28 protein-coding genes are annotated in these 23,306 nt (G+C 42.7%); 14 read left to right on the plus strand and 14 right to left on the minus strand.

Going from position 1 to position 23,306, the window contains the following annotated elements:
* Positions 1–182 precede the first annotated feature (182 nt).
* From HOP08_01540 to HOP08_01565, 6 genes are all read right to left on the minus strand, one after another.
* A complete protein-coding gene (locus HOP08_01540) occupies positions 183–479 on the minus strand; it encodes a hypothetical protein (GenBank protein ID NOT73580.1) in 297 nt (98 codons plus the stop codon).
* A gap of 812 nt (positions 480–1,291) precedes the next feature.
* A complete protein-coding gene (locus tag HOP08_01545; protein ID NOT73581.1) occupies positions 1,292–1,777 on the minus strand; it encodes a hypothetical protein in 486 nt (161 codons plus the stop codon).
* Positions 1,778–2,012: 235 nt separating this feature from the next.
* Positions 2,013–2,498: a phosphoribosylaminoimidazolesuccinocarboxamide synthase gene (locus HOP08_01550; GenBank protein NOT73582.1), complete on the minus strand. Its 486-nt coding sequence runs from the start codon at positions 2,496–2,498 to the stop codon at positions 2,013–2,015.
* Between the two features lie 599 nt (positions 2,499–3,097).
* Complete coding sequence (locus HOP08_01555; protein ID NOT73583.1) at positions 3,098–3,598, minus strand: hypothetical protein; 501 nt, start codon at positions 3,596–3,598, stop codon at positions 3,098–3,100.
* A gap of 429 nt (positions 3,599–4,027) precedes the next feature.
* Positions 4,028–5,143 (minus strand): alpha/beta hydrolase, encoded by a 1,116-nt coding sequence (locus HOP08_01560; protein NOT73584.1) that lies wholly within the window; start codon positions 5,141–5,143, stop codon positions 4,028–4,030.
* A 1,246-nt stretch (positions 5,144–6,389) separates the two neighbouring features.
* Entirely contained in the window at positions 6,390–6,953 is a 564-nt protein-coding gene (locus HOP08_01565) for a ferritin-like domain-containing protein (GenBank protein NOT73585.1), read from the minus strand.
* Between the two features lie 270 nt (positions 6,954–7,223).
* Here HOP08_01565 and HOP08_01570 point away from each other — a divergent pair, with 270 nt between their 5' ends.
* Entirely contained in the window at positions 7,224–8,360 is a 1,137-nt protein-coding gene (locus tag HOP08_01570; protein NOT73586.1) for a hypothetical protein, read from the plus strand.
* Here the strand turns inward: HOP08_01570 and HOP08_01575 are convergent.
* A complete protein-coding gene (locus tag HOP08_01575) occupies positions 8,338–8,724 on the minus strand; it encodes a response regulator (protein ID NOT73587.1) in 387 nt (128 codons plus the stop codon). The genes HOP08_01570 and HOP08_01575 overlap by 23 nt on opposite strands.
* Positions 8,725–8,824: 100 nt before the next feature.
* Here HOP08_01575 and HOP08_01580 point away from each other — a divergent pair, with 100 nt between their 5' ends.
* The 5 genes from HOP08_01580 to HOP08_01600 all read left to right on the plus strand — a co-directional run bounded on the left by HOP08_01580 (position 8,825) and on the right by HOP08_01600 (position 11,858).
* The gene (locus HOP08_01580) at positions 8,825–9,241 is read left to right on the plus strand and encodes a hypothetical protein (GenBank protein NOT73588.1); all 417 of its coding nucleotides are present in this window, start codon (positions 8,825–8,827) and stop codon (positions 9,239–9,241) included.
* Positions 9,242–9,359: 118 nt separating this feature from the next.
* Entirely contained in the window at positions 9,360–9,740 is a 381-nt protein-coding gene (locus tag HOP08_01585) for a DUF4440 domain-containing protein (GenBank protein ID NOT73589.1), read from the plus strand.
* A gap of 48 nt (positions 9,741–9,788) precedes the next feature.
* Entirely contained in the window at positions 9,789–10,562 is a 774-nt protein-coding gene (locus tag HOP08_01590) for an isocitrate lyase/phosphoenolpyruvate mutase family protein (GenBank protein NOT73590.1), read from the plus strand.
* 33 nt (positions 10,563–10,595) lie between these two features.
* Positions 10,596–11,036 carry a nuclear transport factor 2 family protein gene (locus HOP08_01595; protein ID NOT73591.1) on the plus strand — a complete coding sequence of 147 codons (441 nt, stop codon included), beginning with the start codon at positions 10,596–10,598 and terminating at the stop codon, positions 11,034–11,036.
* A 9-nt stretch (positions 11,037–11,045) separates the two neighbouring features.
* Positions 11,046–11,858: a helix-turn-helix transcriptional regulator gene (locus HOP08_01600; protein NOT73592.1), complete on the plus strand. Its 813-nt coding sequence runs from the start codon at positions 11,046–11,048 to the stop codon at positions 11,856–11,858.
* Here the strand turns inward: HOP08_01600 and HOP08_01605 are convergent.
* Both HOP08_01605 and HOP08_01610 read right to left on the minus strand, forming a co-directional pair.
* Positions 11,848–12,225: a hypothetical protein gene (locus HOP08_01605; protein ID NOT73593.1), complete on the minus strand. Its 378-nt coding sequence runs from the start codon at positions 12,223–12,225 to the stop codon at positions 11,848–11,850. The genes HOP08_01600 and HOP08_01605 overlap by 11 nt on opposite strands.
* Before the next feature lie 33 nt (positions 12,226–12,258).
* Positions 12,259–12,756, minus strand: a complete 498-nt coding sequence (locus HOP08_01610; GenBank protein ID NOT73594.1) for an SRPBCC domain-containing protein — start codon at positions 12,754–12,756, stop codon at positions 12,259–12,261.
* Between the two features lie 134 nt (positions 12,757–12,890).
* On the opposite strand from HOP08_01610, the gene HOP08_01615 reads away from it, so the two are divergent.
* From HOP08_01615 to HOP08_01630, 4 genes are all read left to right on the plus strand, one after another.
* Positions 12,891–13,421, plus strand: coding sequence for a hypothetical protein (locus HOP08_01615; protein ID NOT73595.1), 531 nt, complete (start codon positions 12,891–12,893; stop codon positions 13,419–13,421).
* A gap of 36 nt (positions 13,422–13,457) precedes the next feature.
* Positions 13,458–14,345: a dienelactone hydrolase family protein gene (locus HOP08_01620; GenBank protein NOT73596.1), complete on the plus strand. Its 888-nt coding sequence runs from the start codon at positions 13,458–13,460 to the stop codon at positions 14,343–14,345.
* A gap of 37 nt (positions 14,346–14,382) precedes the next feature.
* A complete protein-coding gene (locus HOP08_01625) occupies positions 14,383–14,859 on the plus strand; it encodes a response regulator transcription factor (protein NOT73597.1) in 477 nt (158 codons plus the stop codon).
* A 100-nt stretch (positions 14,860–14,959) separates the two neighbouring features.
* Positions 14,960–15,478, plus strand: coding sequence for a DUF4199 domain-containing protein (locus tag HOP08_01630; GenBank protein ID NOT73598.1), 519 nt, complete (start codon positions 14,960–14,962; stop codon positions 15,476–15,478).
* On the opposite strand, the gene HOP08_01635 is transcribed toward HOP08_01630, so the two are convergent.
* The 5 genes from HOP08_01635 to HOP08_01655 form a co-directional block, all read right to left on the minus strand.
* Entirely contained in the window at positions 15,444–15,854 is a 411-nt protein-coding gene (locus tag HOP08_01635) for a hypothetical protein (protein NOT73599.1), read from the minus strand. The genes HOP08_01630 and HOP08_01635 overlap by 35 nt on opposite strands.
* Positions 15,855–15,856: 2 nt before the next feature.
* Positions 15,857–16,381 (minus strand): YceI family protein, encoded by a 525-nt coding sequence (locus tag HOP08_01640; protein NOT73600.1) that lies wholly within the window; start codon positions 16,379–16,381, stop codon positions 15,857–15,859.
* Between the two features lie 245 nt (positions 16,382–16,626).
* Positions 16,627–18,225 carry a M20/M25/M40 family metallo-hydrolase gene (locus HOP08_01645; protein NOT73601.1) on the minus strand — a complete coding sequence of 533 codons (1,599 nt, stop codon included), beginning with the start codon at positions 18,223–18,225 and terminating at the stop codon, positions 16,627–16,629.
* Between the two features lie 115 nt (positions 18,226–18,340).
* Positions 18,341–18,904: a hypothetical protein gene (locus tag HOP08_01650; GenBank protein NOT73602.1), complete on the minus strand. Its 564-nt coding sequence runs from the start codon at positions 18,902–18,904 to the stop codon at positions 18,341–18,343.
* Positions 18,905–18,943: 39 nt separating this feature from the next.
* Positions 18,944–19,813: an alpha/beta hydrolase gene (locus tag HOP08_01655; protein NOT73603.1), complete on the minus strand. Its 870-nt coding sequence runs from the start codon at positions 19,811–19,813 to the stop codon at positions 18,944–18,946.
* 299 nt (positions 19,814–20,112) lie between these two features.
* On the opposite strand from HOP08_01655, the gene HOP08_01660 reads away from it, so the two are divergent.
* The 4 genes from HOP08_01660 to HOP08_01675 all read left to right on the plus strand — a co-directional run bounded on the left by HOP08_01660 (position 20,113) and on the right by HOP08_01675 (position 23,286).
* A complete protein-coding gene (locus tag HOP08_01660; protein ID NOT73604.1) occupies positions 20,113–21,144 on the plus strand; it encodes a histidine kinase in 1,032 nt (343 codons plus the stop codon).
* Entirely contained in the window at positions 21,141–21,848 is a 708-nt protein-coding gene (locus HOP08_01665; protein ID NOT73605.1) for a response regulator transcription factor, read from the plus strand. The genes HOP08_01660 and HOP08_01665 overlap by 4 nt, the downstream gene beginning before the upstream one ends.
* Before the next feature lie 73 nt (positions 21,849–21,921).
* Positions 21,922–22,494: a Crp/Fnr family transcriptional regulator gene (locus HOP08_01670; GenBank protein ID NOT73606.1), complete on the plus strand. Its 573-nt coding sequence runs from the start codon at positions 21,922–21,924 to the stop codon at positions 22,492–22,494.
* 87 nt (positions 22,495–22,581) lie between these two features.
* Complete coding sequence (locus tag HOP08_01675; GenBank protein ID NOT73607.1) at positions 22,582–23,286, plus strand: hypothetical protein; 705 nt, start codon at positions 22,582–22,584, stop codon at positions 23,284–23,286.
* Positions 23,287–23,306: the final 20 nt, after the last annotated feature.

The raw sequence follows: 23,306 nt of genomic DNA on the forward strand, positions 1-23,306 counted from the left end.
GGGTTGTTAGGTTAAGTAATCAGGAGTGTAAATATTGTGCCAGCCCCGGGGTAGGAAGCTTTTAGATAGCATTATCCCTAATTCAGGTATGGCGAAACAGAAGCCTCCAAAGTATCAATTAGTTCTTTGTCCATGTATTGATTGCCGCCACGCCTTATAGCTTTTGTTGTGTGCAGTTGCCGTCACGCTATTGTTTGAGTCAAAATAGCTTTTACCGTAAAACAGTCAAAGCATACAAAGTTGTGAATGACCATACAGTCCGCAAGGTCAAATTTTTCACCTATTGAGTCCACTTGAGCGTAGAACGTCATTGCTTTTTTACAGTCGTCACAAGTCGGGAATTCACTTTTTTCAAGTCCGTCTGGTTGTCCTCCAAGAAAATGTCTAGTACCGGCAACGTCATTCCACTTGTATCCAACTATATCCTTAGCCTCCTGAGTCTCTGGTTGTGTTACAAGTTTAATTCTTGGTATCTCCATTGTCATTTAGTCAATTGTCTGTCGAGGCAAATTGCACACAACGTTTGTGTTTATGACGTTGTGTTGCTAAAAAATAATAAACGTCAGACCGATAATACAATGGCATAAACACTTTGTTGGCAGTAGTGCACAGTCAAGGGTATTTCTTTTGGTTCTCAGCTCTCGTTATCCATTTGTCGTCAACGTTCCAATATTGTAGAGTCGTGTCTGAAGTTGTCCCCGTGTCTTTGTCTTTGTAATTAAATTCCATGTACCAACATGCTCCAAGTGTCCCGTCACATTCGTAGTCTGTCATTTTAACTATCTCGCAATTTGGTTTTAATTCTTTAAACTCTTTAAGAGCTACTCCTTTGTCAAAGGAGTAGCAACCTGTCAGGAGGCACAGAAGTATAACATACAGCCAAGTTGTCGATTTACTCATGCAGTCCAATGTGAAAATTTATTGTTGTTACTTTACTATCGATGTAAGTCAATGGTCTGTATAAATAATAAATCCAAGTCTGTCCCTTTGGAAAGATTACATATTGCTTACCGTCTTTGTCCCAAGTCTCGACATTTTTATTTCTGAAAACCAGGTAACTCAACACGTAAAATGTCGCAAGTGTCCCGATTATTAGTAGTCGTCTCTTCATTTGTGCATTACTGCCAACGCCTAGCTATAAGACGTATGCGTGTAAATACCTGCATCTTTGTCCCACGTTGCTAACGAAAATTTAACTGCACACACTTTAAGAACCTACAATACAGCATATGTTTTATAGCTTTTGTTATAGGTAGCCAGCCACGCACAGTTCTTCTGTCGGTCTCCTTCATTAGGGTCTATACGGTATTTCTTTGGGTTCATTTTTAAGTTTGTCCGCAATGATATTAAATTGTATGTCCGTGAGTAAAAGTGCATGTAAGTCATTACCATTGTACAGCAAAAAGAAAGATTCATTTATACTTTTCTTCTTCATTAACTCATTAAGCTTCTTGAAAAATGTCCTTGAAGCCTTGTCCCAGAAATCACTATTTTCAAGTTCGGGTTTTGTGTAGAGCTGTATTTTTTCTCCATTCAAAAACACTTCATTGGAAGTTTCATAATTGTCAGCCGTTTTTACTTCTAAATTAAAATTCCGTTTGTTTAAAATAACATTTAGTCGAGGCAAGAAAAAATCGAATTGAAATTCCGCCAATTCTTCTGCGTCCACATGAAGTATCTTATTGTTTCTATCGTCATAAATGTCAAAAGACTTTTTCACTTGGTCTGTTAGGGAATCAATTTTAAGGCTGTCTGCATACGTAAGGAAGTCGGCCATGATTAAATTATTCGCAAGTGTCGAGTCATAAGTGTGGTGAGCTTGATTGTCAGCAGTTGTCCTGTCTCGACTACAACTAAAACAGAGCAAAATAATTATTGTTGATACTAAAAGTCTCATGGTTGTCCTGGCTGGTTACCTACAACGTTTTGATATAAGGCGTTTTGCCTTACCTTAATTTAAAAATAAACAACGAAGCAAAATGACTTATATCTTTTGTTGTAGCGCGTTGTTTTCACCCCATTAATTTCTCGTCTCTCATTATCTGTACGGCTTTTTCTCCTTCATTTTGTCCACCGGCTATTGTCCCGGGTAACATGATCAACCTCTTTTTGATTTGTCCGCCCTCATTAAATTCAATTTCAAATCTTGGTCTTGTCAATCCTGCTGCACCAGCATTGTATGTCACATTTACAATGTCCTTTCTTTCAATTATCGGTGTCGCAGAGTTGTTTCTGCTTTTAACTATTCCATATATTAAGTAAAGTCCAATGAGTCCGAAGAAAATGGTCGTGGTTGTGTCACCGTTAAGATAGCTGTTATAAGCAAAGTAAAGTAGACCAATAGAAAGAGCTCCGTAGATAATCAGAATTCTTGATATGTTGTTACCCACCGCCACTTTTGAAATATTTCCAATTACTCCGTCTCGCGTCAAGATTATTTTGTCAGGTGTAACGTGGCAATATCCTGTCTTAGTCTTAAATATTTTCTCTGTCTCCATATTGATTAAAAATAATGCGCTACAACGTCAGTGTATAAAACGTAGCGCGGTTTAGGAGCTAAAGCCAAATGACGAAGGAATGGCTTTAGCGACCTGCTGCGTTTTGTCCCCGACACCGAACGAAATTAAAAAACTAAAACTACAATGTAATACCAAACTAGCGCTATGTTTTATACACTTTGTTGTGCACAGTAGCCTTTACCGTCTCTTAAATAAATAGATAATCGGTATTGCCATGCACACAAAGACAACGTCCAATAAATCACTTAGTCCGTCTAAAATTCTGTATTTAGTTATCACTTTGTCCCGGTTGGGATAAAGTGTCTCAAAGTTGTCAATTTTGTTTGTCAGTTCGTTTCTTTGATTCTGACGTTGTTGTCGAAGTTCTCTTGCTGTCGAAACAGTGTCCAAGATTCGTTTTCTAAAATTTGGGTTTCCTGCCGAGAAGTATTGCGAATGCTCCAATTAATTTAATCGAGTCTTTCATCAAATGCTATTGCAGCCAACGTCTTGCTATAAGGCGTGGCGGCACACCGAAATATAAAAATTAAATATCAACCGTGCCGCCATGACTTATAGCTTGTGTTGGCTGCAGTTTTCTATCTCCACAGTCTACAGTAATCCGAATAGTCCCTTAGGTCGTGGTCAGTTATACTTTGCGCAATTTGCTTGTCCATTTCGGCATTTACTGTGTCACCCAATATATACCGCATTGCCCCGCGCTGATAAAGTGCACTACTGAAATATTCGCTCATTCTTGCTGTGTCTAGTACTACCGCTTTATTGTAGTCCTCAAATGCGTCCCTGTGCTTTCTTAGTTCTTTTCTACAATCACCTCGTCTATAATAGAATTCGATATCTTTTGGATGGGCAAGTAAACCCAATGAATAAACTCTTTCTTCATTTGCCAGATCTTGGTTCAGAAAATTGTAGCTCAAAGCTAACTTCTCAAAGAGGTCCCTGTCCTTGTACCCTTTTCGAATTGACTTTTCAAAGTCTTCGATCGCTTCACTGAGACCTTCTCCATCATGATAGTCACCATGGTCCGCATGTCTGTAGTGCTCAAGTCCGCTTTCATAAAGTTGTCGGCCCGTCCGCAAATTATCACAACTGGTCAGATGGAAAGTCATTGTCCAACATGACAGGATGAGTATTATGTTGTTGTGTCGTGTGTTCATGAAAATTGCAGCCAACGTCTGGCTATAAGCCACCAGTGGCTTATACATCCGTATTAGGAAGTAAGTTAATCTTGCTCATCATACTATCCAAAGAGCTCAAAAAGCTTCCCAAATCGCTTTTTTGTGACATGAATGCACTATCCAGTCGTCTTCGAATTGTCATGGCCTAAAAGATCCTGAATATATCGCATATCAATCCATTTTAAAAGTGTTGAGGATATGCACAGTCTGCTTAAATATTTTCATAGGTATCATTTATAACATAAATAACACGCCACAACATCTCCCCCCCCAAAAAAAACAACACCAGACCAAAGCCCGGTGTTGTTGTATTCAATACTTCTCTGTTAACTACTTTTTAAGATACTTGCTCAGATTCTTCGTCGCCAGCTCCTGGGCTTCTTTTGCTTCCGGAACCACGGCCGCCATTCCAAAGAACTCATGCGTAACACCCTTATACATTTTATACTTCACGTTCACTCCTGCGTCCGCAAGAAAATCACGAAGAATTTCTCCATCAGTCAGCAAAGGATCATACTCCGCCGTGATGATCGTGGTCGGCGGCAATCCATTGAGGTCTGCCTTTGTCAGATCCACACGCGGATCACTCGCAGCACTCTCTGATGGCAATGCATACTTTACAAACCACGACATCATAGCCTTATTCAATGGCTTTGCATTTTCATTCTTCTTGTATGATTCAGTGTTCATGTTGGATTGAGAGATCGGATACACCAATACCTGGGCAACCGGCAACTCAACTTTCTTATGATCTCTCGCCATGATCGCAACATTGATCGCAAGATTACCTCCCGCACTCTCTCCTACCAGTGCAACTCTCTTTGGATTGATCTTCAGAGATTCACTGTGCTTCAGCATCCAGCGGTAGGCATCAAATGAATCCGTATGCGCTGCAGGAAATTTATGCTCCGGTCCTTTGCGATACTCCACAGAAACTACCACCGCTTCATTTTGCTCCGCCATCGCAGAAGCAGAAGCATCATAGGTATCAATGGTTGCAATCACCCAGCCACCACCATGAATGTATAAGATGCCAGGATACTCTTTCTTCTTTTTGGCAGGTGTATAAATTCTCACTTCGATCTCCCCTTCCGATACAGCAATGTGCTGGTTGGTAACAACCACTTTGGGAACCGGTACTTTAATATTGTTCTCTGCGATCAGATCCCTTACCGCATCAGCAGGTGTTGGATTCTGACGCGCTCTCTCAGGACTTAACGTCTCAAGAGGTGGTGCATTATAACTTGCAAGCTTCTCCATCACCGACTGCATCTCAGGACGGATCGACGGAGCCCATGATGGCTTCTTCTCCTGAGGCGTTAGTTTTTTCTTAGCCGTCAGCTTGCGCGGCGCACGTGCCACCTTCTTTGGAGCCATTCTCTTTTTGGGAGCAACTCTCTTTTTAGCAGTTCTCTTTATCGTTTTGGAAGCATTTTTAGTTGCCATATGATTTCATGTTTGTTTGAATTCACGATGACCATTATCATGCCATGGCATTGGGCAGAGACCGGGTAAGGTCTGAGTAGAGTCCGGGTTGAGACTGGGTAGAGTCCGGGTAGAGTCCGGGTAGACTCTGGGTAGACTCTGGGTAGACTCTGGGTAGACTCTGGGTAGACTCTGGGTAGAGTCCGGAAAGGATCAGAGAGCCAAAGGGGCTGAATCAGAGAGGAATCAGAGATGAATCAGGGATGAATCAGAGAAACATCAGAGAGTGATCAGAGGCGAATCAGAGAAGAATCGGGGAAGAGATTGGGAAAAACAGTGTTTTATAGGGGATTGATCAGAGGCGAATCAGAGGTTTATCAGAGAAAGCAGCGTTTTTATAGGGGAAACATCAGAGACGAATCAGAGAAACATCAGAGAAAGGAGCGTTTTTATCCGAGAATTATCCGTGTTCGATCCGAGAAACATCAGAGAAACCATGCAATGGTAGCTGAAAATACGAGGAAAGTACGAGGAACGTAGCTGAAATACCCCTAAAAACCCTCAAATTGGGCTAAAAACGAAGAAAATGGAGTGTAAATCTGGAGGTGAGTGTTAAAAGTGGCGATTTTGGGGTGATTTGGAGGTTTTTGATTGGAGTTTGGTATAATCCAGATTTATTCCAGGTTTAAAAACAAGCAAAAAAGGCTAAAAATGAAACCATTTAGCACTAAAAGGCTATATGGCGTCCCCTGTACCTTAAAGTGCTACAGATCCATAGATTATTAGCTTCGCTGATGGGTTCTATAAGCCCACGGTTTTAACCGTGGGATGATGATAAGATATTTTCACCCCAACCATTTTAATGGTTTCAAAATTAGTCTGCGTTTAGAAACCATTGAAATGGTTACCAGCGTTGATATCAATTTATAACCCACGGTTAAAACCGTGGGCTATCCAAATCATCAGTTGCAATGTCTTCATAAAAAAAATGTTGCGTACCTACGGCACGCCGGTGTAATCGGATTGCATTAACTACAAATATTTGGTCCCTCCTGGACCGTCAACTAAAGGCAAGAGATGCCATAGGTGATTTTGATACACGACCATTAATAACCCAATGTGACATGTAGGTAGATCCTGTCCCAGCGGGACCCAATCTTTGTAGAAAGATTATGTTTAGTTCCACCAGCGTGCCGTACGCAACAACGGAAACAAAGTATTTATTTCTCATCCGTGAATCCGTGCCATGTAGCATAAGGTTACATGATCACGCCTCTTCCTTCTCCGCCTCATAATTAACACTCTCCTTCGCGATGTCCGACAAAAGCTGATCCGTCTCTTTTTCTTCATCCAATGTCTGACCCAGTAAGTTCTTGACATCTGTCAGGCCCAGTGTCTCTGCCAGTTGGGCAAGTCCACCATACGTTGCGATCTCATAGTGCTCTACCTTTTGTGCGGCAATGATGAGACCTACATCGCGGGTCGCAGTGCCGGCATCAGTGTCTTCAATGATTCCGTTTCCTTCTTCCAGGATACCCGCCATTGCATCACACTTCTTCGCCTGAACTTTTTCACCCAGAAGCTTGAACACTTTTTCAAGTCGCGCTACATGCTCTTTTGTCTGCACAAGATGAGCGCCGAAAGCGTCTTTAAGCTCCGGAGAAGTAGCAGCCTTCTGCATCTTGGGAATAGCTTTGGTAAGATGATTCTCTGCCCAATAGATATCCTTGATCTCATCCTTTAAAAACTCCAGAAGTGCAGATTCACCTTTGCCCTGAGTTTTTGCCGCAGGCTTTGCTGCAGACTTTTTAGTCATTGTTGTTGTTGCCATAATATTAGTTGATTGGTTTTCACAACACGAAACGATTTCTATGCCAGTGGAATCAACCGGATAAACTCAGGGTTTTTACGGTTACTGCAATAACAAATACTATCCAAAATCTGTATTCATAATTTCTCCGTTGACTTATTTCCACGGTCAGGAATGCCACAAACTGAGTTGATCATCCTCCTAAGGCATAAAAATTGATATCAGAGTAAAGAATCATACAAACAATTTGTATTTTTTGTCAACCTACCCGGAACACCTATAACGTATTGAATGGAGCGTCAGAGAAGACAGTTTTACATCATTGGGCATAATCCCAACACAGGCGAACAAGCCAAAGACTTTTTAGAGAAAGGCGCCAATGCACTGGCACCGGATATTGTCTACGATCAGGGCAAATTCTATGTCACGCATTCAACACAGTCATCCTATAAAGATATACCGACGGTTGAAGTGTATTTACAGGCCCTCAGGGAATTGCTGGCGACTCAACAATACAATCTTGCTCTGTTGATCTGGGACATTAAAGTCACAAACTTCGATATCAATCTGCTCATCAATACTGTTAAGACAACTTTCTCAGGCCATGAGAATATCGCAATGGTATTCACACATGCCAATGATTGTGGGTTTGTATGTCGTTATAATGGAAGCTATGACAATGTGGGTATCGGAGTCGATGAATCGAACATAACACCGGATGAGCTTGCAAAAATATTTATCTCCAACCGGCAAAATAATTTTATCTACGGAGACGGTATCATCACGCTATTAAACAAACCTCAGATCTTTAAAAATGCCCGCGAGGCACTTCATCAACGCGACGCCAATAAAGAAGGAGGTTTCAAAATCGTTTATCCCTGGGTACTCGCTCGTCCCGTTGCCATGCAGAAATATCTTAACAGCTATGTCGATGGAATCATCGTGGATCTGGAAGCTGTCGATCACTTAAAGTCCATTATATATCAATCTCCATACACCCATGCTTTTCAACTTGCACAGTCAGGACACAACCCTTTCCTGGTTTCTACTATTCCAATCTACTTATTGAACATAAAGACCAAAGACGAGCCCTTTGCAGGGACGGATGCATGGCTCTCCTTTACTTTGAAAGGAACTTCGGGAAAATTACTGCATCGTCTCCCCTTTCATGCGAATGCGAAAGACATCTTTGAAAGAGGAAGCACTACCTATTTAACATTGGAAGGGCTTGATATCGGAGAGATTGAAAGTCTTACAGTCGAAGCTCTTTCCGATGGACTTGGATCAGGGTGGTTGCCGGAGAATATTTCAGTAGAATGTAAAACGAGCGGCCGTATCTACGATTTTGATTTCAAGGACGATGACGAATGGATCACAAAAAAGGGCGGGCCTGTTATGAAGCTTGCTAAACCGAGAGATCTTTCTTGAAGAAAACTGAAAGGTTCTTTATCGCCTCGTTTATTCCGTTAGGCTTAATGATATAAGCCGTTGCACCCAGTTCCATACATAATGCTTTATCCTGAGGATTATTGCTGGTTGTATAAATCACAACCGGAATAGATGTAAAGCGTTGATCCTTTTTTATCTCCCGCAAACACGCCCTGCCATCCATGACGGGCATGTTGATGTCAAGGAAAATGTAATCCGGCAACTCCGAAGTCGTCTCCAGAATTTCAAGGACGTCCAGACCGTTGCGTGCGTGAACACATCTGGCAGAAGCATCTATTTTACTAAGCACCTCGCAAAAGGTCTCCAGATCTTCCAGATCATCTTCGGCATATAGAACCTGCATATATATTAAGGGAGTAAAAAGTGTGCCAGCGGCGCAAATCTTGGCAAAATCAGTCAAAAAGAATCATTTACAGTGATAAATTTACCGGCAAGCCATAACATTGAATAGCAAAACCGAAGAGTTTATCCTGGGCATCCCGCGCGATGAGCAAGTTATGGTGCGACGTCTTTGCTCACTCATTGAAGAGTGCATCCCCGCAGCGGCAGAGAAATCATACTATGATATGGGCATTGTTTATTCCCATCACCGGATGATCTGCTATATCTGGCCACCGTCAGTTTTCTACGGAATGAAACCTGGTCTTAAGAATCAAAAGCAAAAAGGCCTGACATTAGGATTTTGTCATGGCAATAAAATGTCCAACGACAAAGGGCTGCTGCAAAGTGAGGGACGAAAGCAGAATTACGTGATGTATTTTCAGAATCTGAGTGAGATCAGGGAAGACGTCGTTAAAGCTCTCCTATTTGAAGCGGCCATGATCGACGAAGAGTTCGGCCGCGCCAAAAACCGCACCTGAACACCTCTTCAGAGTAGTCAAAAAAAGTTTTTTCAGTTCCGATTCATACAATTAACCACCGTATGATCAGGATAGTTTTGTTCCATCATCAAACAACAGAAACTAAATCCAATCGAAAATGAAACTACCAAAGAAAGCAGATGAAGCACACGCAACATTAGCGGCAGCATTCAACTCAGGCGACGTGGCAACGGTCATGAGCATGTATGACACGACTGGCATCATGGTTCCGGAACCAGGAAAACCCGTGACCGGAAAAGAAAAGTGGGAAGAAGCCATCAAAGGGATTCTTTCCATCAAGGGAAAGATGACGATCAAAACAGTGTATTGTCTTGAAGCCGGAGATGTGGCAGTCGGCAGATCGGAATGGAACATCACCGATGGTGAAGACGTAAAAATAAGCGCCAAAGGAATAGAGCTCATGAAAAAGCAGTCAGACGGCAGCTGGAAAATTGTTGTAGATCACGCCTTTGGTGCTGAAAGTAATCTACATGCATAAAGTATAGTGTAAGTATATTGGCAGCATAATTATCAAAAAATAAGAAACATGAAACACAGATTTGAAGAGTTCCTTGCACTGCACCAACAATCAGAACCATTGCTGATCGGCAATGTATGGGATGTTCCGAGCGCAATCGTATTTGAGAAGCAGGGATTCGCTGCGCTGGGCACATCCAGTGCATCTGTAGCAGAGACACTCGGATATGCTGATGGCGAGGCAATGAGCTTTGACGAATATCTGTTCGTTGTCAAACATATCGCCGATCATTCAAAGCTTCCGTTATCGGTAGATCTGGAATCAGGATATGCAGATACTCCGGAAGGGATTGCCGCCAATTTACAAAGGCTGCATGCAGCGGGAGTCTGTGGCGTGAATCTTGAAGATTCTGAAATCGTTGATGGAAACCGATCTATCGTAGACGCTAAAAAATTCACAGAGAAAATAAGTCGTGTCATCAGCATTCTGAATGCGGGCAACATAAAGATGTTCATCAATCTTCGCTGTGATCCATTTATCCTCGGCTTACCCAATGCACTGGAAGAAGTTCTTTCAAGAATAGAGTTATACCAAAGTACACAGGCACACGGATTGTTCGTTCCCTGCATCACGGCCATTGAAGACATGCGAAAGGTTTGTCAAAAATCGAAGCTACCTATCAATGTCATGTGCATGCCCAATCTTCCTGATTTCAATGAAATGAAAAATGCCGGAGTGAAAAGAATCAGCATGGGACCATTCCTCAGCAGGAACGTCTATAAACAAATGGAATCCTCTGTTGAGCGAATCTTAAGTGACAAAAGTTTCAAAAGTCTGTTTTAAAAAATTACATCTATGAAAAATATCATCTCTTTAATACTCTTTTGTTCAGTTGCAATATTTAACTCATACGCACAGAATAATCCTGCACTGGAAGAAGCTAAGAAGGCAATCGCTGTCAGCAATGATATTTACTTTCAATCCTTTGTGAAGAATGATCCGTCCATCTTTATTGCACGCTATGCTAAAGATGCATGCATCATGGCACCCAACAGTGCTGCGATGTGCGGACCACAGGCTGCGGCCGATTTCTTTAAAGCTGCTTATGCCGATTACGGGATGAGAAATGGCAAGTTCATTACCACTGCAGTCTATGGTGACGCAAAAGAATATGTTACCGAAGAAGGTCTTTGGCAATCCTTCGACGTCAATGGAAAGTTATTCGACGACGGTAAATTTCTGGTGCTTTGGAAGAAAACCCCTGAAGGCTGGAAAATGTTCCGCGATTCGTTCAGCAGTAACCGGATCAATCACTAAATTTCGATCATGGAATTCAGGCAGTTTGTTCCTTCACCGGCATTAAAATCATATGTCGAATCTTTTTATCTGTTCACATCAGATAAAGATTCTGAATTCAGTGACGTTGTATTTCCCAGCGGCACTATGGAGATGATCTTTAATCTCGGCCCCGGCATTTGGGAATCTTCCAGCAAAGCTAAATTCAAACGGACTCCTCCCCTTGAGCTATGGGGACAAGTGACAGGACCACTGCCGATCCGTTCAAAAGGAAAGCATGTCATGCTCGGTGTGAGATTTTTCCCTCACTCTGCCGTGTATTTCCTTCATGACAAGATTGAAAATTTCAATAATCAGATCTTTGACCTGGCGGATGTAATGGGCAATGAAGTGAAATCATTGCATCATCAGTTACTGGATTGCCAGAATGCCACGATGAGGATCAGACTGGTGGAGACATTTCTTATCCATAGGCTGTCGGTCAGCAAAAAGAAAATCAACAAAGTCGAAAAGATTGCCGATCTCCTGACCAGTGTTAAAAAAGCTTCTTCTGAAAACGGCTTTACCGCTGTAGCGGATCATTTTGGAATAACAACACGATACCTGCACAAGCTGATCTTTCAGCACACGGGACTCTCACCAAAATTTGTCAATAAGATCAGCAGGTTTCAACGCAGTCTCAGGCTGGTTTCAAAGAATGAATCACCATTGACTTCCATTGCGTTTGATTGCGGCTATTTCGATCAGTCACATTTCATCCGGGAGTTCAAATCATTCACCAGCTTCACGCCGACAGCGTATCTTGAAAATAAATTTCCGGTGAATCAGACTGCTATCCAATAAAGCGGACGCAGATCTCCTGAATTATAAGAAGAGGTACAAATCCAAGCAGTAAGTATGCATGGAGCAATCCTGTTATCTCGCCGCTCTTGTCATCAATCCAATGAAGATATAAGTCGCTGATGACAATGATCAACAGTGTGCTCAACCGGATCCAGCTGAAGGTAAGGCCAGGAATGGATTGAAACATCATGGAGATGATCAGCAGAATAACAGGCAGGTTATAAAGAAAGAAGCCGCGTAACAGCTTTGGGATGTCACTCATGCGTCTGTGCATCCTGACAAACCAATAGATCTCCATGATAAAGAATACGGGCAGGATGCCGAGACTTATCCACCATGTGATCTGATATAATGATTGCGGGGTCATGGATAGAATTAGAGTTTCATCCTCACCTGATGATTATTCAACACGATGCTGATTTGGCCAGGGTCTCCCCTTACCGGTTTCGCATAATAATTTCAAGCTCCTCAGAAACAATGCCCAGGTATAGTTACACTCTGCAAACATCGGAGTATGGCCTTTCCAGTCGTCGTGATGAAAGCTTAAGAGCGTTATCTTTTGATCTTTCTGCTGGCTCAGCTGATCTGAGAGTTCAGAATCAGAATCCTTCATGGAGTCTTTATCACCTGATTTCAATTCAAAAGAAATGTGAGTTCCTACCCACTCCTCTGCGCCGGCAATGCAAGTCCACTTTAACAGCTTTCCGGGTTTCAGTTCTGTGACCTTCATCTCCTTATGATAATCAGGGCCGAACGGAAAGCGGGCAATGGTATTAAGTTCGGGTTGTGCCGTCGCTGCAGGTGTCCACCAGGCGGCTAATCCCTCCTGATGTGTGATGGCATTGTAGATCTTTTCGGCAGGTGCACCGATAAGCAGTTCGTGTCGAATGTCCGGCATTGGATCAATGTTAAGTATTCAATTCAAATATTCACTATCTCTAAATATAACGACAAATTGGTAACCTGAGAATTTCACTTCTGAATTTTCGGTGAAGTGCCGTAGGGTAAGAAATAAATTAAATACATTTATACATGTTCCAGGAGAAATATCTGCCCGAGTTTGACTTCACAGAAACCCACAGTATTTCTATACATCAGACACCCGCTAAAATATTTTCACTCGTTGATTCGATCGACATCCGGGAGTCATGGTTGATCAATTTCCTTTTCTCACTTCGCGGTCTGGGTTCTGGCCGACAAGATTTAAAATGTATTCTCAACGGAAATTTCACAGTGCTGGAACAGCAGGTGGGTTCTGAAATAATTCTGGGGCTTGTCGGACAATTCTGGAAGCCACAGGGTAACCTTAAAAAGCTCACGCCTGATGAATTCAACCATTTTAACACAGATGGTTTTTTAAAAGCCACATGGAATTTCAAAGCTACTTCTGAGAACAATGAGATCACAAAGCTTGAAACCGAAACACGAGTCAAGTGTCTTGGGAAAAAAGCCCATCGCAAATTTTCATTCTACTGGTTTTTCATCAGGCCCTTCAGTGGTTTGATCCGGATGGAAATTCTGAAGCTCATCAAAAAGAAAGCAGAAGCGGTACAGCCATCCTGACCTTGAATTATATTTGAACACCATAAAAGATATATCATGAAAGAAATCAAGAAAGAAGATGTCAGGCAGGAAGTGTTTGACCTATATGATGACTATGCTCATAACCGTCTTGACCGGCGGGATTTTATGGAGAGGTTGTCAGCATATGCTGTGGGTGGAGTTACCGTCACCTCTTTGATGAGCTTTCTCATGCCTGACTATAAAGGTGCGGTTCAGGTTCAGGCCGATGATCCGAGACTACAATCTGAATACATAAATTATTCTTCACCGAAAGGTGCAGGTACGATCAAGGCATTGCTGTCAAAGCCAGTGGATACAAAAAAGAAGCTCGGCGGTATTATTGTGGTGCATGAAAACCGTGGACTGAATCCGCATATTGAAGATGTTGCAAGACGCGCTGCATTGGCTGGCTTCGTTTCCATTGCACCGGATGCATTGACTCCGCTGGGAGGATATCCAGGAACGGATGATGCTGGTCGCGAACTTCAAAGCAAGCGCAACAGGGATGAGATGCTTCAGGATTTTATCGCGGCATTTGATTATCTCAAGACAAATAAAGATTGCAATGGCAAGATCGGAGTTGTAGGCTTTTGCTTTGGAGGATGGATCGCGAATATGATGGCCGTACGGATTCCTGACCTGTCAGCATCTGTTCCATTCTATGGCGGACAACCCACAGCAGAAGATGTTCCCAACATCAAAGCACCTCTCCTGCTTCACTATGCAGGGCTTGACACACGCATCAATGAAGGATGGCCCGCTTATGAGAAAGCTCTCATTGAAAATAAAAGAGAGTATCAGGGATTCGTTTATCCGGATGTCAATCATGGCTTCCACAATGATACCACGCCCCGTTATGATAAGGCCGCTGCAGAACTCGCCTGGAAAAGAACGGTTGATTTCTTCAGTGAGAAACTTAAATAAGTGCATTTAATAATATGTGTGAAAGAGTAAGCAACCAATGGCGTTCATAAAAAATATATTTACAAGATCCCAGAATATTCTTTTCTACGGTGCATTCATGGCCCTTCTGGTATTTGTGCTGAAGGTGCTACAATGGAAATTTCTGATCACAGATAATTCCCTTGATATCTATATTGGATTGATATCTGTCTTTTTCACCGGGCTGGGATTGTGGGGAGCCAGTCAGCTGATCAAACCCAAAGTGCAGACCATTGTAGTTGAGAAAGAGATCTATCTCCCACAACCTGGAGTCGCTCTTGATGAAGCTGCCATTAAGAATCTGAATCTTACCAATCGTGAGCATGAAGTGCTCACACTGCTGGCACAAGGCTGCACGAATGCGGAAATCGCAGACAAGCTTTTCCTGTCGCTCAGCACCATCAAGACCCATGTATCAAATCTTTTGGTGAAGATGGAAGTGAAGAACAGGACTCAGGCATTGGAAAAAGCCAAGCGACTGAAAATCACGCATTAGAGCGGGTGTACTTTGGTACTAAAGACTACCCTCATCGAAAATCGGTACTTAAGTATGAACCAGCCCATTGCAGCGGAAGCTACGTTTGAAGAAAAAATCTATGAAAAGAAACGTATTAATTTTTGGACTGATCCTGGGGACCATCATGGCGGTCCACATGGTTTACATGATCGACCTTGTCTATCACAATCCTGATTTTCAGGGTAACGATGTCGTAGGGTATGCTGCGATGGTAGTGGTATTCTCTTTGACATTTTTCGGAATAAGAAATTACCGAAACAAAGAGCTTAACGGAGTGATCTCCATCGGACAGGGATTTAAGACCGGTGCACTGATTGCACTCGTTGGGTCAACCATCTATGTCGTCACATGGTTGTTCTACTATTATCTCTTCATTCCCGATTTTATTGACAAGTACACCGTGCATGTTATGAGTTCAGCCACCCGAAATGGTGCTGATGCAGCTAAGTTGGCAGAGAAGGCGACAGAGATGAAAGAGTTTAAAGAAATGTATAAGAATCCGCTCTTTGTAGTTCTTATCTCCTATGCTGAAGTACTTCCGATCGGATTGGTAGTGGCTTTTGTCAGCTCGCTGATCCTGAAGAAAAAGCCTTCTTAAAGAGAGGGTCTATTGTCATCCAGGAGATCACCGGGAAGAAGACCATGGGTACAGTCAGTCCCGGAAACAACTCAGGAAACGGAGTTGAAAGCGGAAGTGTGATAGCCAACGGAATGATGAGCGAGGCGAATGAAACGATGCTGTAGATAAAGTTGAACGCAATCGCTCCTCTGGCATTGAAAAGTTTTGTGAGTCCGCTAGAAAGCAATCCTGCCAGTAGTGAAACTACAAGGTTCATCAGAACCAGGTTGAGCGGATTGATAATGGCAGAGTAATCAACCTGTGTAGCGAAGAAATAGATCTGGTTGTAAATATTGGCTGCGATCGCAGCCAATATTCCAGCAACCAAAGATTGAATAAAAACTGTCCGGGTCACAATTACTTTGTAACAGGAACGGTAATAGATACTTTCAATGTAGGCGCCATCTTGGCGTGCTTGCCATCATCGAGGTTGAAATCCATACGGTTTACTTCAAAGCCCCCAGCAAAGATGTTATTCATGAAAGTGAATGGCAATGTGATCTCCTTTTTCACACCGTGCATATCAAGCGTTCCTTTTGCCTCATAGCCAGTGCTTGTTTTAGTGATAGCAGATGAAGTGAATGCAATCGTAGGATATTTCTCTGCATCAAACCAACCAGCACCTTTTGCATGCTGATTCTTCATACCATTGCCGGTGTTGATCGTGTTCACATCGATGGTTACATTGAACATGGATGCGGCAAGATTCTTCTCATCAAACTTAATGGTTCCTTTCAATCCAGTGAATTCTCCTGAAGGATCGCCGCCATCAAATTTTACGGAGTAACCATCTGCAATTTTCCAGTCCTGAGCCTGAACCGTCGTAAAGCTGACAGCAGCAATAAGCGCGATAGCGGCCAATAAAAAGGCTTGTTTTTTCATAGTTTTAAATTGTTTTGTTTGTTTGAGTTTTGATGAATGATCTACTTTCCAAAAGCATGCCATTTTATAATGCTCACAGAAAGCTGATCACGGTGCGCTAAGGTATAGACATCCCGGGCAAATTCAGGGATAACAAAGGCCAAGGCCGGGTTTCATTATTTGAAAGGCATATCCGCCCGATGACCGGTTAGGGATTAAAAAAGCCCCTGAATGAGGGGCTCTTTTAAAAAAACAATCCAACAAATCTATTTTTTAGGAAGCATCGCATCGCGGTTGGCGGCAAGCCACGCAAACGCGGCGGTGATCACAGCATTCTGTTTAAGGTCTGCTTCCACAACTTTATCATACACATCCATGCTGGTATGGTGGGTGCGTGAAGAATACTCGAGTGGGTCCTGAATGAATTGAAATCCTGGTATGCCAACATTATCAAAAGATACGTGATCAGTTGCTCCGGTATTCTGAGACGTTAATGTTGAGGCACCCATCCTGGCAAAAGGCTTCAGCCATGCACGGAAGATTGGGCGAACGTTTTCATTGCCCTGTAAATAAACGCCACGATACTTTCCTGATCCATTATCCATATTGAAGTAGACAGAAAGCTTTTCTCCTGCTGCGGTTCTTACAATTGAATCATAAGGTGCACGTTTATCATTGCGAACACCAAGAACGCGTGTCACGTAAGAGCGTGATCCGATCAATCCCTGCTCCTCACCTGCCCATAGACCGATACGAATCGTTCTTCTTGGGTTGATGCCCAATGATTTGATAATTCTCATTGCCTCCATCATCACCGCTGAACCCGAAGCATTATCAGTAGCACCCGTGCCGCTGTGCCATGAATCCAAATGAGCTCCGATCATAACAACTTCGTCTTTAAGATCTGTTCCGGGAATTTCTCCAATGACATTGAAACCAGGTGTTGATTCTTTAGTGAATTCAGCATCCAGAGTGATTTCAAGTTTAACAGCAAGACCTTTCTGGATCTGACGCACAAGACGGTTGTATGTTTCATCTGCAACGATCACCTGTGGTAATATTTTAGCAGTCTTAAGATTCTGTGCACGCTCTCTTTTGTCCTGAGCAACTTCTGCAGGATATGGAACGGTAGCAGCTCCAACCAATACGGTACCATCTTCAAGGCGTGCTGCAGGACTTGGCTCCAGCACAGCGATCGCACCTTCCTTCATACAAAGATCCCACTTCATATACGTGAGCTTCTGTTGCTGAATCATAGCGGCATTCATTTGAAAACGATTGCCACCAAAAGGTTCTGTTACTCCTGCATTTGATAAGACTAACAATGTTGAATCATTGAAACGGGTAGCATCCGGTTTGAATCCAGGTTTTACTGGTACGGGTGCACCGAAGAGAACGATCTTTCCTTTAAGCTTGCCGGTGTACTTGGCAAGATCAGCTTCTGTTTTAACATCAAGATAAACAGCATCCGTTGTGATCGTACCTTTTACTGCCGGTGACCATGCTTTTGGATACGCGATGATTGGAAAATTGACTGGACCAACACTGCTCAGGCTGAACTTCTTCAGGTCCCAGCCGCGACCAAACTCTTCACTCCACTGGTCGAACACCACATTTTGCAAACCCCATCCTGTAAGAGTAGTCTTTGCATATTCTGCTGCTTTCTTATATCCTGTTGAATTAGTAAGACGTGGACCGTTGACATCCGTGAGCATAGACATGATATCCATGATCTGAGAACGATCGAGTCCTTCTTTCTTGATTTTTGAAACGATGGTAGTATCGACCATTTCTGGCTTTTGCCCAAAGGCGATACCCGGAAGCAATGCGGCTGCCAGCGCGAGAGAGGGTAGAAATTTCTTCATAGAATTAGGTTTTGAGTGTTCAAATTAACGACTTGAACTCAAAACCACCCTTACCGGCCATCCTATTTTTAATGGAATTACCGCAGCGTCTGAGGAGACAACTGCGGTAATAAATTTATTGCTGACTGGTTTCGGCTATTGCTATTTTTACTTCTCTCCTGATTCCAAGGATCGTTACGAAATAGATCACTGCTACGTAGATCGGTATCCATACAAACCTTTCATCCGGAAAAGCAAACCAAAGGAATGTACAACCTACTGCCCGTGCGATTCCATGAAACAGAAATATCTTACCACCATACATCCATCCTACTACTGGCCAATGCATTCCCATCCCTACTGCCAGGGCCAGAGGAAAAAAGCTAACATCAATTGATGCTCCTGCAATTGCCAAAGGCCAGAACATCAACATGCCGATCAGAGCAGGCAGCATGAGTGATGTCAGCGGAGACTTTGCCAGCACATCCGACTTCAATGGCCTGGCTAATAGAATACCAAGAGGAAAGATCAGGCCTGATGCAGCCGCTGCTACAGGATACCATTGCTGAGGTGTTAACTTTGTTCCTGCAATGGCAAGAGCAACCCAGTAAACTGTTCCAGCAGCAGGCAGACCGATACCTCCATTGGCACGGATCAGAAAATCTTTTTTCTCTTTAGCTAGTTGTTGTAAGAATTCCATGGTGTAGAATTAAAGAGTGATTGAATTATTATTTCGTTGTTACTTCAGAAATGAATCCATCGTTGAGAAGAACCAGGCAGGCTCATCATAGAATATAAAGTGCTTGGCAGTATCTGAGATTTCAACGGTGCAATTCTTAATAGCCTTTACCTGGTCCTGATAACCCTTCAAAGCGCTTTCACGGGTGGTGCCATAATCTTTATAGCCAATCCACGCTCCCATGATATAAGCAGGACAGTCAATGGCTGCGACTGTTTCACGAAGATCGGTTGTAAACATTTCATAAAGAACTTCACCCTGAGTCTTTACATCGCACTTCATCGCTGACTGGGCGATCTGTTCTACCCGCTCCTTATCGCGCATCATCATCGGGAGATAGCTTCTTGAATTCTGAAGAGTTTGCTCAGGCGTTGCATTACTGATACCCTTACGCATGTTTTCCGCCATTGGACGTGAGCTTTCGGCAGTAGCTCCAGCCATTTGCAGGGCAGGCATGAATGGAACACCATCCACTGAGATCACACGATCAAAAAGACCCGGAGCACTTGCCGCAGCCCAGAGAGATATAAATCCACCCATGCTATGTCCGATAAGAACCGGCTTCTTTAATTTATTATTCTTCACATAAGTGATCAGGTCGTCTTTTACAGATTCCAGAAAGTGATCATTCAGGTTGGGACTGCTTCCTCCGAAACCAGCCACAGTAATAATGTGACATTGGTAGTTCTTCTGATACCGGTCCACCGTTTCCTTCCATACCTCGCCTGTACAATACAAGCCGTGAATCAGTATCATTGGTTTTCCTTTACCTTTTACTTCCACTGAGAAGTAACTCTGAGCTTTGGCTGTATAGTTCAGAGATATCAGTGATACGATAATACCCAGCAAAACAATTGCTATCTTTTTCATAATGGTTTGTCTTTTGTGTTTTGACATACTCAAAGGAACGGTAATGGTGAGGTGATGGAGAACTTTTATTGACTACCTGCATATAAGAAATGACCAACTGCAGATTCGGTCAATTCATGGACAGGCATCCTGTTTTTTTCACAAAACTATTTGTAGAATTTCACTGGAATTAAGGAATTCAATCCAATAAGTGTTCCTGAACGTTCAACTATTAAACAGTATCTTACCATTGCTCAAGAATATTCTACGTTTCGTCAATGAAATTTTAAAGTCGTTACCTGGGTGGTAATTTTAGCTCCATGATAAAAGGTCTTACGCTTCGGGAATGGCTCTATAAGTACAAATTCCATCACATACTGATGTGGGTGTTGTACTATGCCTTCTTTTTTGTCTTTTATAAAGATTATTATCCAAGCGCCGCCATTTTATTAATGGCCATCACGATCTACTTTGTATTCAATGCTGCAGCGTTCTACATCATTGGGTACTTCCTGTTCCCCCGATTCCTTAATAAGAATAAATACATTCTGTTCTTTCTGCTCTCGGGAATACTTCTCCTTGCACTTTGCGTCTTGCTGACTGCCACCCTTTATGCCTTCTTCTGGGATTATATTCCAAAGGAAATGGCCAGCCTTCAGCTTCTGTTTCAGTTATCGTTGATCTCAGTTGTACCCCTTGCGGGACTGATGAGCGGTGGTAAACTGATCTTTGACAGGATAAAATATGATCGCCATAACCGTACGATGGATCAGCAAAGACTGGAGAGCGAGCTGCAGTATCTCAAGGCGCAGGTTAATCCTCACTTTCTTTTTAATGCTATCAATAGCGTCTACTTTCTGATCAAGAAAGATCCCAATCTTGCCGCAGAGACGCTTATCAAGCTTTCGGATCTGCTTCGCTTTCAGCTATATGATTGCTCTGATGAAAAGATTGCCATCGAAAAGGAACTTGAATATCTTCAGAACTTTATCTCCCTTGAGAAGATCCGCAAAGGAGAAAAAGTGAGTGTTGACTTCAGACTAACAGGAAATCTTTCCGGGTTCCAGATTGCACCGTTCCTGCTGATTCCGTTTCTGGAGAATGCTTTTAAATACGTGTCAACTAAGAACGATCATCTGAATCAAATAGAAATTCATCTCGACCGGCAGAATAATATCTTTACTGCCTCATTCACCAACAGCACCGATCATAATATAAAGAATGAGGTTGGAGGAATTGGTCATAAAAATGTAAAGCGCCGTCTGGATCTTCTTTATCAGAATAAGCATGAATTAAAACTGACCGACTCCGGGAACACATACAAGGCAGTGCTAACATTGGAAATAGAATGATCCGATTACAAACCATAATTGTTGAAGACGAGCCACTGGCAAGAGAGGGACTGCTTGCCTATATAAAAGATGTGGATTTTCTGGATGTGCAGCATGTCTGTGAGGATGCCCTTGATGCGAACAAGGTTCTGGCAACACAACCAGTCGACCTGATGTTCCTGGACATTCAGATGCCCAAGCTCACCGGAATTGATTTTCTAAAATCATTGAAGAACCCTCCAATGGTGATCATGACCACAGCCTATCCCAACTTTGCCCTTCAGGGATATGAGATGGATGTGCTGGATTACCTGGTCAAGCCGTTTCCTTTCGACAGGTTTTTAAAAGCAGCAAACAAAGCCCGTGATTTCTTTGAGCTTACCTCCCGCGCTACATCAGGTGAGAGTGCGAAAGAGAATTACTTCTTTATAAAATGCGATCATCGCTATGAGAAAATATTCTTCAGCGACATCCTCTACATTGAAGGAATGGAAAACTATGTAGTCATCCACACTACTCAGCAGAAATACGTGACATTACTGCGTATGAAAACAGTCGAAGACACGTTGCCTTCGTCAGACTTTATAAGGATTCACAAATCGTTCATCGTTTCTGTGAAAGCAATCTCCTCCATCGATGGCAACGAAGTCATTGCCGGAAATAAACGGCTACCGATGAGCCGCGAAAAGAAAGCTGAAATCCTTTCCAGGGTGGTGAAGAACTAAAAAACTATTTGAGCCTTTAGAGATTGGCTTAACACAATACTTTTTAGGTAAATTCAAGTCAATTTCTTTAGAGATGTTTAACAGGATCATTGAAAGCCTCCAGTCGGTTGATCAATTTTCAACAGAAGACTTAGATCTGTTTCAGTCAAAGCTGGATCGCCTGAGCTTATCGCGGGGAGAGAATTTTCTTGAAGAGGGAAAAGTCAGCAAGAGCCTTGCCTTTATTGAGAAAGGACTGGCCATGCACTATCAAACCATCAATGGCGATGAGGTCGCACGTGATTTCACGATTGAAAATGGCTGGGTGACCTATCTCAAGAGCTTTACCAATCAGTCGGTATCGGATATGGGAATAAAGATGCTGGAAGATAGTGTCCTCATTTGCATATCCCACTCAGATCTGATGGCACTCTTTACCCTGCAGCCAAAGTTTATGGTCGCCAAGAACTTTTTTGTTGAAAGATCATTCACGGACATTGTCCAGCATAACGCTGACCTGGCTCAACTGGATGCAAAAGATCGCTATTATAAGATGATGAAAGAGAAGCCGGAAATTGTCAATCGGGTACCTCAGTATTATATCGCATCCTACCTCGGAATTAAGCCTCAGTCCCTGAGCCGCCTTAGAAAAGAAGCCTCAAATTAAGGTTTAAAGAACTCCTTTCTTAACAAATGTGAACGAAATCGGCTGGCCGGATCGGGAGATTTGTACCAACATTAAACACAAAAAATCATGGTACATCACATCTCAAAAGCAGCCACAGCGGTATTGCTGTGCCTGTCAACTCATTCTTTGCTTGCGCAAAATCCTTTATCACAAACTACCCAGGCAGAGGTAGGATTTGGATTTACTATCCCCTCTTTAATGAGTGGACAGGAACTGTTGCGTTCTGAAAATTTAAGAACTCAGGGTTTAAGCTACTTCCGGAACCCAAATGGAGATCGCAAGAGTGTTGGAAAATATCCAGCGCTGAGCGGCATCTCATTTCATGTAGGATTTTATAAGCCTTTGAGAAGAATCAAAGGACTTATGCTGGGTGCAATGGTGCGCAACTCTCAAACAGGATCACAACCGGCTCAGGGTGGATATGAAGAAGGATACTTTTTCAATTTCATTACGGCGGGACCAGCAGTTAAATATTATCCCTTTGAGAAGAATAATCTGTTCTTTAAAGGAGATGCAGGATTGGCATCGGTGCTCACCAAGAATCGTTTCACCAACACTGAAGGTGAGCAGAGTTTCTTTCATCAGTTCGGAATAGGATTTGGAGCAAGCATTGGTGCAGGATATTCATTGACACCTTTCAAAAACAAAACGAAGGCCGTGGATCTGCAGATCATTTATCAGCAATTGAATACCCGCGTTGAGGTCAATGGACTTGGAGATGATCAATGGAAATTTGGCGCGATGAATTTTTCGGTGAGCATGGTTTTATAATTGGGGTGTGTTCATAGTGT

The sequence above is a fragment of the Cyclobacteriaceae bacterium genome (assembly GCA_013141055.1).
GTDB lineage: Bacteria > Bacteroidota > Bacteroidia > Cytophagales > Cyclobacteriaceae > ELB16-189.